The 9,968-nt window shown below is 49.7% G+C and carries 13 protein-coding genes; all 13 read left to right on the plus strand.

Going from position 1 to position 9,968, the window contains the following annotated elements; all coding sequences use genetic code 11:
• Positions 1-3: 3 nt before the first annotated feature.
• The 13 genes from OCY70_RS33375 (at position 4) to OCY70_RS33435 (ending at position 9,873) form a co-directional block, all read left to right on the plus strand.
• A complete protein-coding gene (locus OCY70_RS33375; RefSeq protein ID WP_213430760.1) occupies positions 4-597 on the plus strand; it encodes an HK97 family phage prohead protease in 594 nt (197 codons plus the stop codon).
• A 45-nt stretch (positions 598-642) separates the two neighbouring features.
• Positions 643-1,848, plus strand: a complete 1,206-nt coding sequence (locus tag OCY70_RS33380; protein WP_213430761.1) for a phage major capsid protein — start codon at positions 643-645, stop codon at positions 1,846-1,848.
• A 40-nt stretch (positions 1,849-1,888) separates the two neighbouring features.
• Positions 1,889-2,065: a hypothetical protein gene (locus OCY70_RS33385; RefSeq protein WP_213430762.1), complete on the plus strand. Its 177-nt coding sequence runs from the start codon at positions 1,889-1,891 to the stop codon at positions 2,063-2,065.
• A 3-nt stretch (positions 2,066-2,068) separates the two neighbouring features.
• Complete coding sequence (locus OCY70_RS33390; RefSeq protein ID WP_213430763.1) at positions 2,069-2,629, plus strand: phage gp6-like head-tail connector protein; 561 nt, start codon at positions 2,069-2,071, stop codon at positions 2,627-2,629.
• Positions 2,629-3,144: a hypothetical protein gene (locus OCY70_RS33395; protein ID WP_213430764.1), complete on the plus strand. Its 516-nt coding sequence runs from the start codon at positions 2,629-2,631 to the stop codon at positions 3,142-3,144. Before OCY70_RS33390 ends, OCY70_RS33395 begins: the two co-directional genes overlap by 1 nt.
• The gene (locus OCY70_RS33400) at positions 3,141-3,506 is read left to right on the plus strand and encodes a hypothetical protein (protein WP_213430765.1); all 366 of its coding nucleotides are present in this window, start codon (positions 3,141-3,143) and stop codon (positions 3,504-3,506) included. The genes OCY70_RS33395 and OCY70_RS33400 overlap by 4 nt, the downstream gene beginning before the upstream one ends.
• A complete protein-coding gene (locus OCY70_RS33405) occupies positions 3,484-3,957 on the plus strand; it encodes a phage neck terminator protein (RefSeq protein WP_213430766.1) in 474 nt (157 codons plus the stop codon). The genes OCY70_RS33400 and OCY70_RS33405 overlap by 23 nt, the downstream gene beginning before the upstream one ends.
• A gap of 5 nt (positions 3,958-3,962) precedes the next feature.
• A complete protein-coding gene (locus tag OCY70_RS33410) occupies positions 3,963-4,976 on the plus strand; it encodes a DUF3383 family protein (protein ID WP_213430767.1) in 1,014 nt (337 codons plus the stop codon).
• Between the two features lie 17 nt (positions 4,977-4,993).
• Positions 4,994-5,398, plus strand: coding sequence for a phage structural protein (locus OCY70_RS33415; RefSeq protein ID WP_111156569.1), 405 nt, complete (start codon positions 4,994-4,996; stop codon positions 5,396-5,398).
• 55 nt (positions 5,399-5,453) lie between these two features.
• Positions 5,454-5,717, plus strand: coding sequence for a hypothetical protein (locus OCY70_RS33420; protein WP_213430768.1), 264 nt, complete (start codon positions 5,454-5,456; stop codon positions 5,715-5,717).
• 184 nt (positions 5,718-5,901) lie between these two features.
• Positions 5,902-8,910: a phage tail tape measure protein gene (locus OCY70_RS33425; protein ID WP_261945330.1), complete on the plus strand. Its 3,009-nt coding sequence runs from the start codon at positions 5,902-5,904 to the stop codon at positions 8,908-8,910.
• Positions 8,911-8,916: 6 nt separating this feature from the next.
• The gene (locus OCY70_RS33430) at positions 8,917-9,537 is read left to right on the plus strand and encodes a LysM peptidoglycan-binding domain-containing protein (RefSeq protein ID WP_213431196.1); all 621 of its coding nucleotides are present in this window, start codon (positions 8,917-8,919) and stop codon (positions 9,535-9,537) included.
• 9 nt (positions 9,538-9,546) lie between these two features.
• Positions 9,547-9,873: a phage baseplate plug family protein gene (locus tag OCY70_RS33435; RefSeq protein ID WP_213431197.1), complete on the plus strand. Its 327-nt coding sequence runs from the start codon at positions 9,547-9,549 to the stop codon at positions 9,871-9,873.
• The last annotated feature ends 95 nt before the right edge of the window (positions 9,874-9,968 follow it).

Below are 9,968 nucleotides of genomic sequence, written 5' to 3' on the forward strand. Positions count from 1 at the left end.
ACGATGGAAAAGGAACGCCGGATGCTGACGAACAAGGTTGAATTAAGAGCAGATAATGAAGAATCAGCTCCGCGAATCGTTGGATACGGGTTGCGGTTCAATGTTTGGTCGCAGGACCTTGGCGGATTTGTCGAACGGATAGATCCCAAGGCCATTAATGAGGCAGACATGTCCGACGTCCGCTGTCTGATTGACCATGAGAGCGGCAAAGTCCTCGGGCGAACAACATCCGGCACCTTGAGACTGGCCGTTGATGACTTCGGGCTGCGATATGAGGTTGATCCGCCAGATACAACATACGCAAGCGACCTTATCAAGGTGATGAAGCGGGGCGATATCAACCAGTCAAGCTTCGCATTCAGGATCGACTATGAGAATGACGGTGACGAGTGGATTTATGACGAAAAATCAGGATTGTACAATCGAACCATTCGTAAAATAAAACGTGTTTTTGATGTTAGTGTCGTCACATACGCGGCTTATGTGCAAGCTGAATCGCTAGTATCCAACCGCAGTTTGGAATGTTACCAAAATGAGCTACGCAGGAAACAAGAACAAGAAAAGTTACTTCTTGAAATCGACCTTTTGGGGATCTAAAGGGCCGATTTTTTTATACCCAAAATCAGAAAGCGAGGAATTGAAATGGACGAAAAAGAACGCGAGTTACGCCAGAAACTGGCGGCAAAGTTGGATGAAGCCCGCAACCTGACGAATGGCGGGAAGTTGGAGGAAGCCCGGGCTGCTGCGGATGCCGCCAAAGAACTACGAAAGCAAATTGACCTACATGAAGAGTTGCGAGCAACAGACACCGGCGGAAAAACTACACCTATCGATGAACCAAAAGCCGATGATGAGCGATCTTTCGATATTAAAAAAGAGTATCGCAGCGCATTCCAGAAGTACATCAAGTACGGGAAAGACGCAGAGCTGACGGATGATGAACAACGAGCGCTGAAGGAAATGAAAACTCAAGCTCGCTCGATGTCGGAAGGTGAGAAGGCAAGTGGGGGCATTCTCGTACCGGAAGATATTTCGTTCGATATTATCAAGCAGAAAAAGACGAAGCGATCCGTTCGTAATCTAGTTGGAGTCAAGACAGTGGGCACTCTTTCGGGTAGCCGGCCGAAGCGTCGCGGCACAGACATGCGTATGAAGAAGGTTGGAGAAAAGACCAAAATTGACGAAATGGACACGCCGCAATACAGTGAGATTAACTATAAGGTTCGTAAGTATGCCGGTATTTTTGAGGTGACGAACGAACTTATGGCCGATAGTGCTGTAAGCATTGATGAGGAGTTGCGGGACTGGTACAGCGAGATTTCACTTAACACCGAAAACGCCGAAGTTTTCTACGGCCCAGGCGGTGAGGACGACTGCGAAGGCATCTTCACTTCGACGCAATATCGTACACTGAAATGCCCTGCAGAGGTTGACGTGAAAACACTCCGCAAGCTTAAAAACATGGTCGATGCTTCGTATCGTGCAGGTGCTAAGTTTGTAATGAACACGTCGGCCACCGAGACGCTTGCAGACATTAAGTATTCGGATGGTAAAAGTGTCCTTGTGCCTGATCCAACGAAGGCGGATGTATTTACGCTGTTCGGCTTCCAGGTTGAGATCTTTGACGACATCAAGAATGAAAACGGAAAGACAAAGATTGCATTCGGCAATTTCGAGGTCGGCTACTATTTCTTCGATAGAAAGTCGTTAGAAGCTAAGACGACGGACGTGGGCGGCGATGCATTTGAAAATGACACAACACTTACCCGCGTGATTCAGCGATTCGACGGAAAGCCGGCAAACGAGGATGCAATTGTTATCTTGACCGATGTACCAGTCAGCGAATAAATAAGGGGAGGGCTTGCCCTCCCGGAAAGGGGCAATCATCATGGGGTACATGACCAAAAACTATTCAACCGGCGATATTTTATATATAGGCGGGGAACTGGCGATAACCAAGGACGGCAAGATAACTAAAGATGGAAAGGCTATTGAATTGGTTGATAAATCCTATGTGGATCAGGAAATCAAAAAGCTTAGGGAAGAGCTTGGCAAAGGGGGATAAGCCATGCTTTGCACCTTGGAACGATTTAAGAGCCATATGGGCGATGTAGCCAATGACGATGAATTGCTATTATATTTGATGGTCGCCAGTCAAGGCATAGAAAATTACTGCCGGCGCTCCTTTCGTAAACAGGCCTACACGGAGATCCTGAGTGGGTATGACAGTTCCCCGTATATCAATTTGCGAAACTATCCCATTCACAAGGTGGAGTCCATAACCTCTCGCGGCGGTGATATTACCGATTACGAAAGTGTCGGTGATGGAAGGTTGTATCGGTCATATGGATGGCCTAGCGGCGAGCACAATCTGTCCGTTACCTATATTGGTGGGTATGTATTGCCTGGAGATGCTAAGGAAGAGGAACCGCGAACATTGCCTGAAACGTTGGAGCTTGCTTGTATGATGTATGCTCAGTCGCTTCATGAACGTCAATTCATCCCGGTCGGTATCCAGAAAGAGCAGTTAGGGGAAATGTCCGTTACCTATGCTCAACAACAGACGGAAAAGGACATGCCGCCTGTAGTAACTGCGCTTATCTCCCCATATGTTGGGCGGTGGTACTGATGCGAATCCGACTCAAGGTAAAAGAGGACAAGAAGCAATTTCGAAAGCATAAGCAGCAAGCGGAAAGACTCTCGCGATCCCGTGCCGAGGTTGGTTGGATAGGCGACCGCGAACAGGTGCTCAAGGCGATATTTAACGAGTACGGCGCTAACATACCGGTAACCGACAAAATGAGAAAAAAACTACTTACCATGGGTGTTCATCTACGCGATGACACCCATTTCATTTCTATTCCTGAGCGGCCGTTTTTACGTGCGGGATATGACGCATACGAAGGGGCGCTTGCGAGGCTTATGCAGTCTCTTGTCGGGCAAGCTTTGGCCGGCACAATCACGCCAGAGCGGGCTTTGGAGCGGGCAGCAAAGGAACTCAAAAAGCACATTCAGGCGCACATTGAAAAAGGATCCTTCGTGCCCAATTCGGAGTTAACGCAAAAGCTGAAGGGCGGGAATCATCCTCTGATAGACGAAAAGAAGCTGATGGACACGTTGGAATACGAGGTGCATATGCAATGAATCCAAGGCAGTTTGAAGGGCTGTTACGTCGCTTTTCGAAGCCTTTTCAGGTGATTGTGAAGACGGAGTGGCACTTGGATCAATCCACGGGGGATTGGATTCCCGGCGGTGAGTCGGAAACGGTCACGGACTACGGGGCAATTGTGGCCCTTCCGCAACGCACCGTGATCCAATCAGGGGGCATGTACACCGAAGAGGATAGACACCTGTATACGAAGCGCGAGCTCCCCTTACAAACGGAGGTGCTACATGGAGGGCTCAAGTACAAAGTGCATGATAAAAACGATTACGCCGAGTATACGGCGATCAATCGTTACGTGCTGAAGCGGGTGAGTTTATTTGATAGACCATCAACAGATTAAAACCGCCTTCGTGGGGCCGCTGCGTAACTATCTTGGGGTGACGGTTCAAATGCAGGATCAGGCGGTGCCGCAACCTCCATACCCATTCATCGGATTCACTTTCGTTGCGCCATACGTTGATCAGTCGCCATATGGTGTTCATTCAATCCGCGAGGATAGGCACAGGATCGAAAAACTGGCTAGGGTAACCATCTCCATTACCTGCTATGCAAAGTCGAGTCAAGACGGTTACCGGATATCAGGACAGGCTCGGGACTGGTTTCAGGGTATCGGGCGCAACCTGCTAAAGGATGCAGGCATTGTCGTCGTCAAGTTGGAAGCAACGACAGCGCGTGACACGCTGCTTACTTATGATTACGAGCGCAGGATAGGCTTCGATGTGCATCTGCGAATGGTGGATGTAATCGAATATGACGAAGACATGATCGAAAAAATCAAAATGAAGGAGTGAGGCGGATGAGCGCACTGAAGGATGTAACGGTTACTATTGACCTTGTCCAGCCGATTGGGCGGCTGGGCTTTGGTACGCCGTTGATTTATGGCGCCAAGGCGAAGGGGCATGATTTCAAGTATTATTACGAGTTGGATGCGGTCCTGAAGGACTTCCAGGAGACTTCCCCGGAATATCTGGCCGCAAAGTCGATCTTTGCTCAGGGTGACAAGCGGCCGGATAAAATCGCAATTGCATGCCGAGATACGGCAAACGAAGAAGAACAGTATTTTGCAGACCACCTCGCCAAGCTGCTCGATAAAGATTGGTATTTTCTGATATGTACCAGCAACGCCCGGGAAGAGGTGTTGAAGATCGCAGATGTCATCGAATTGGATGGCTCGAAGATGTTTTTCACCCGGACGGACAATATCGAGGACGCCAAGGCGATCCAGGCGGCAGCCATGGAGCGGACCGTTGTATTCTATCACAACTGCGCCAATGCCTACCCGGAGGCCGGATGGATTGGCGCAGTTGCGGCGGCTCCCGTTGGTTCCGTGACATGGAAGTTTAAAGAGATCAAAGGATTGAGCCCTCTTGAAATTTCAGCCACGGAGCTTCAAGAAATCCACGACGCCGGAGCCGTGGCATATGTTCGAAAGGCCGGGCGTGGCGGGACAAGTGAGGGCAAGACATCCACGGGGGTATACATTGATATCATCCACGCCAAGGATTACGTGAAATTTAATATGGAGTATCAGCTACAGCAGTTGCTCAACAATACGCCGAAAATCCCATTCACGGACGCGGGCATTGCTCTTATTGAAGGACAATGCACAAGCGTACTGAAGGATGCTTTCAACAACGGGATCATCGCGGCGGACGAGAATGGATTGCCATTGTATTCGGTGTATTTTAAAAAGCGCGAAGAGATCCCGGCGGACATTCGGGCAACGCGGGAATACAACGAGGGTTCTTTTGAGTTTGAACTGGCCGGAGCGGTACACAGTGTGAAAATAAAAGGCTCTATCAAATTTTAAGGGTGAGGTGAGGATAGATGGCAGCATCAACGAATTATGATGCAATGGATGTCACAGTCACGGTCGATGGGACATTTATTACCGGCTTTGCCGAGGGGTCTATGGTTGAAGGCGAGAAGGACGAGGACAACTTCGCGGCATCGGTTGGAGCACAGGGAGATGTGGTTGTGTCCGAAGTGAACAACCCACTAGGGACCATTACGATTACACTTCAGCAAACTTCTCCTTCAGTGTCATTCCTCAACCAGTTGGCTAATGCCAAGAAAATGGTGCCCGTGTGGGTGATATATAACGGCGCACCGAAGGAGAAGTTTGGCGGCAGCCGGGCGCGAGTAAAGAAACCGGCCACGGCTAGCTATTCCAACGAGGCAGAGGATCGGGAGTTTGAACTGCAGGTGTTTGACTATACGGTTGAAAGCTAGTCGCCAATGAAGGGCGGCTTTTTTTATTCCACTATAACTAAGGAGAATGATTCAAATGTCAAAGAAACAGACAACGGTTGAAATTCAAGGCGTAGAGTATACCTTCCAGCATCCAGGTGTCCGGGAGTCCGTCCGCTTGCGGGACCGATCCAAAAATAAGAGTGGGCAACTCGTCGAGGAAAAATATTATCAAGAATTGATGACGCACGTCATTGTGCAGCCAAAGGTGAATTGGGATTACTTTGACGAGCACCCAGATGTATTTGACGATGTAATGCTGGCAGCAGTTGAATTTTTGAACCCGCCCAGCGACAAGTAGTGCGGAATATAAACAACGCGCCAAGGAGAATTGGGCCTTCTGGCGCGTTGTTTTGTCTGATGGTGGTATTACGTATTCCGACGCATGCGAAATGGATTGGGACGATCTTAATGAGGCAAACGCTGCACTCGATATCCTACATGCCCAGAGCCAGAGAAACAAACAAAAATAAGGGGGCGGTCGCATGTCACTCCGCAAATTAACAGTAGATGTCGGATACAACATAAGTACCAGCCCTCTTGAAACGCTGGATAAGCGCCTGAACAAGCTTTCCGGCACAAACTCCAAAGTGTTTGAGCGGATGGAGTCGAGCATGGGGCGGGCCGGAAAGGCGATGCAAGGAGTTTCGCAAAAATCGGGAGCAATGGCCTCCGCTGTATCGAAGTCACAAGGCATCACAGCCCAGGCTGCGAAAGCGGCTGATAAGGCTGCAGCAGCGAATGAACGATTGACGAAGGCCGCTGACCGGCTGCAGAAGGCAAATGACGCGGCAGCCAAGGCGACCGAGAGGGCAAGAGCTGCAACAGCAAAAGCTGCTGAGGTCGCAGCGGTATCTACCAGCTCGCAAGAGAAGGTTACCAAAGCGATACAAAGAGCACAGGCGGCCAACGAAAAGGCTACGGCTGCCGCTGTGCGTGCCCAAAAAGCGGATGAAAAATGGCGTATTGCACAGGAACAGGCTGCAGCCGCAGGCAATAGGGTTAGGCAAGCATCTAACAGCGTCACGCAGGCGGTAGACAGGCAAAGCAAAGCCGCCCAGCGGGCAGCAAAGGAAATGGACCAGCTCCGAAAAAAATACGGAGATTTCTCCAACGGCTCTTTGAAGGCGCTGGATCAGATTGACCAGGCGTCCGGCAGCATCCGTTCTGCCGGCGTAGCCATGGGGGCCGCAGGCGGCGTTCTCGCGGCAGGAATTGGTTCATCAATCAAGCTTGCAGCAGACTTTGAATCGTCAATGTCGAGGGTTGGTGCATTGTCCGGTGCTTCGGTCGAGGAAATGCAGCGACTTACTGATACTGCCAAAAGGCTTGGCGCTGAAACAGTATTCACCGCAAGTCAAGCCGCTGAGGGTATGCAGTTTTTGGCGATGGCGGATTTTAAGACAAATGACATGATTGCGGCCATGCCAGGGCTACTTGATACAGCGGCAGCGGGGCAGATTGATTTAGCCCGTGCGGCAGATATCACATCGAACATTCTAACGGGTTTTGGTATCGAGGCAAAGGATACGGCAAAAGTGGCTGACATACTGACAGCAACTTTCACTGGGTCCAACACTGACATGAACATGCTTGGCGATACGATGAAATATGTTGCCCCTATAGCGCGTGCATCCGGGCGCTCGCTAGAAGAGATGGCTTCGGCAACCGCGATGCTCGGCAATGCAGGTATACAAGGAAGTGAAGCGGGCACGGCATTGCGTGCAATAATGATCCGGTTGGCTAAACCAACTGCCGAAGCAAATAAGGTCCTTAAAGAACAGTTGGAAATTGAAACTGAACGGGAAGGCAGAGTACTTTCTCTTTCTGAGGTAGTGGGACAGTTCGTCGAGAAGACAGAGGGTTTAACGGAGGCCCAGAGAGTGGCTGCTGTATCAACGGTAGTCGGCACAGAGGCCGCTAGTGCATTTTTGGCGTTGATGGATACCGGGCAACCAGCTTTAGAGGGCTTTACAGACAGGCTCGAAGAGAGTGGCGGTATTGCAAAAACCATAGCAGATAAACAACTAGACAACCTAAACGGGGCTATGGAGAAGGTAAACTCAGCTATGGAAGGCGCAAGGCTTTCTATTGGGGAAACGTTTATCCCTATTTTAACAAGTGTAGCAGTTTTCGTAAACAAATTAGTTGACCGCTTTAATAGCCTCCCTGAAGGTTTGAAACAAGGAATAGCCATATTCACGGCGATAGCTGGTGCGGTTCTGTTGCTTGGTGGAGCCTTGACGGTCCTTGTCTCATTCCTGCCTAATGTGGTGGCAGGATTTAAACTGCTATCGTCGGTCGGCCCTCTCATCATGGGAATATCGGGGCCGATGCTGATAGTCATTGCAGTTATAGCTGCAGTCGCCGCGGCTGCATATCTCATCATCAAGTATTGGGAGCCTATATCGGCCTTTTTCAAGAGATTGTGGGCGGCAACGGTTCGGGTATTTACAGCAACATGGAATGCTATTGTTGGCTTCCTGGTCGATACGTGGAATGCGATAAAGACCACGGCGGTCAACCTGTGGAATGGCATTGTAAACACGGTGATGGCGATCATCGCTCCATTTGTTGAAAATATCCGAGCATCATTCGCTCGGATTGTGAACGGCGTCAGAATGATTTGGGAAGGGCTAAAGCTGTACTTTAGCGCAGCATGGACGGTCATCAAGAATATTTTCTTGGGTGCGATCCTTTTGATAAAGGATCTCTTTACTGGCAACTTCAGCGCTATGAAGAGCCACGCCATACAGATTTGGGATAACATCAAGGGCGCTATGGGGCAAGCGTGGGAAGGTATCAAACTGATATTTTCCGGTGCTCTCGAAGCCGTCAAGGGCTATCTCGAAGGGGCATGGAACAACATAAAAATTGCCGCTGAACTTGCTTGGAACGGTATGTCTACCTTCTTTTCCGACACATGGGAAGGCATCAAAGGTATGACCAGCAGAATTTGGGATGCCATCGTTGAGAGCATAAAAAAAGCGATTGACTGGATCAAAAATCTGCCCGGCCAGATGTGGGAGATGGGCAAGAATGCAATCACCGGGTTTATAGATGGTATTAAAGGTGCTGCGAAGGCCGTGGGCGATGCGGTTACTGGTGTCGCAAACAGTGTAACGGAAGGGATAGAGGATGCGCTCGATATTCACTCTCCTTCTCGTGTTATGAAGGAACTCGGGAAGTACACAGGCGAAGGATTCCAGATCGGGATAGAAGACAAGATCCCGGAAGTATCCCATGCCGTCAATGGTATGGCAACGGCAGCCGCAACCCCTCAAGCACCTCAAACAGAGGCGGAAGGACTCGCGCCAACGTACAGCAATACGTCGGCAAATAGCAACATCATAATATCGCCCAATATTGAGATAACGATAAAAGGCGGCGAATCAACCAGCGCCGCGAAAAATACCGCCCAGGAAGTCAAAAAGGAACTTGAGAACTTGTTTAAATCATTCGGCATGAAAAATCCGCAGTATATCGAGGGGTGAGGTTAGATGGCAACCATTGACGGCATACAAATTCATGTCACAAACGAAAAGCCTTCATATTCCGTTCGGGTATCTACCTACCCTATCGAGGGCGGGGCCGCCATTACGGACCATGTGGAGCCTCAACTCGTGACCCTATCCCTAACCGGGAAGTTGGTAGGCGAGGATGCGGCGAAGAAGAGGAAAGAAATACTGGGGAAGATGAATTCCGGCACAACGGTTAAATATGTTGGCCGGAATTCCTTTATAAACTGCATCATCGAGGCTTTCGAAAGCGAACACGAATATAAAGTGGCAAACGGCATGAATTTTACAATGCAGTTGCGAGAAATCCGCAAGGTTAAGCCGCTTTTTTCTACGAAGCTGCCAGCCAAAACTCAGACCCTTGTCAAGGTGATGACAACGGCCGGCCGGCAGCAGCTCAAGACCACAAAGCAAAGCAAGACAAAAGGCACAAAAGCAAAAAGCCAAGGACCAACGGGAAAGAAGCACACGGTTCGAGAAGGCCAGACGTGGGAAGCGCTGGCGTATACGTACAAAGTACCCCTAAAAACTTTACGTTCTTGGAATACGCAAATACCAAAAGGCACCCGCCTGAAACCAGGCATGGTTGTCATCGTAGGTTAGGAGGGGCCTATGGAGTTTATACCGATTGAAAAAGACAGCATCCCTTATCAATTTGACATTGCGCTCGGCGTAGACATCTTCACCTTTGAAGTGAACTACAACGAGCGTTTTGACTTTTTTACACTCGACTTGATGAAGGATGATCAAGTGTTGCTTCAAGGCGTGAAACTCGTATACGGCGTTCCTGTTTTTGCAGGCATCGAGGACCACCGCTTTCCGGTGCCGTTGATTGTACCGGTTGACGAGGCAGGCAGGGAAACGGCCGTAACCTGGGGTAACTTCGGGGAGACCGTGTTTCTTGCATATGGAGAAGGCGAGGGAGAAGAAGATGAGTGAATCTTATGGCCGTGTTACGGAGTTGATTGTTGGTGGGCAGACGTTGAAGACGCCGGACCTAGAGATTCGTTTTGACGTGCCGTTTGATGATGATC

The organism is Paenibacillus melissococcoides, assembly GCA_944800085.1.
In the GTDB taxonomy this organism is placed as follows: Bacteria; Bacillota; Bacilli; order Paenibacillales; family Paenibacillaceae; genus Paenibacillus_B; species Paenibacillus_B melissococcoides.

Bases quoted from the DNA above. Each gene is read 5' to 3' on its own strand.
- OCY70_RS33430 (WP_213431196.1), top strand. From the start codon at position 8,917: ATGGCAACCATTGACGGCATACAAATTCATGTCACAAACGAAAAGCCT.
- OCY70_RS33390 (WP_213430763.1), top strand. From the start codon at position 2,069: ATGCTTTGCACCTTGGAACGATTTAAGAGCCATATGGGCGATGTAGCC.
- OCY70_RS33375 (WP_213430760.1), top strand. From the start codon at position 4: ATGGAAAAGGAACGCCGGATGCTGACGAACAAGGTTGAATTAAGAGCA.
- OCY70_RS33385 (WP_213430762.1), top strand. From the start codon at position 1,889: ATGGGGTACATGACCAAAAACTATTCAACCGGCGATATTTTATATATA.
- OCY70_RS33435 (WP_213431197.1), top strand. From the start codon at position 9,547: ATGGAGTTTATACCGATTGAAAAAGACAGCATCCCTTATCAATTTGAC.
- OCY70_RS33400 (WP_213430765.1), top strand. From the start codon at position 3,141: ATGAATCCAAGGCAGTTTGAAGGGCTGTTACGTCGCTTTTCGAAGCCT.
- OCY70_RS33410 (WP_213430767.1), top strand. From the start codon at position 3,963: ATGAGCGCACTGAAGGATGTAACGGTTACTATTGACCTTGTCCAGCCG.
- OCY70_RS33425 (WP_261945330.1), top strand. From the start codon at position 5,902: ATGTCACTCCGCAAATTAACAGTAGATGTCGGATACAACATAAGTACC.
- OCY70_RS33420 (WP_213430768.1), top strand. From the start codon at position 5,454: ATGTCAAAGAAACAGACAACGGTTGAAATTCAAGGCGTAGAGTATACC.
- OCY70_RS33415 (WP_111156569.1), top strand. From the start codon at position 4,994: ATGGCAGCATCAACGAATTATGATGCAATGGATGTCACAGTCACGGTC.
- OCY70_RS33380 (WP_213430761.1), top strand. From the start codon at position 643: ATGGACGAAAAAGAACGCGAGTTACGCCAGAAACTGGCGGCAAAGTTG.
- OCY70_RS33395 (WP_213430764.1), top strand. From the start codon at position 2,629: ATGCGAATCCGACTCAAGGTAAAAGAGGACAAGAAGCAATTTCGAAAG.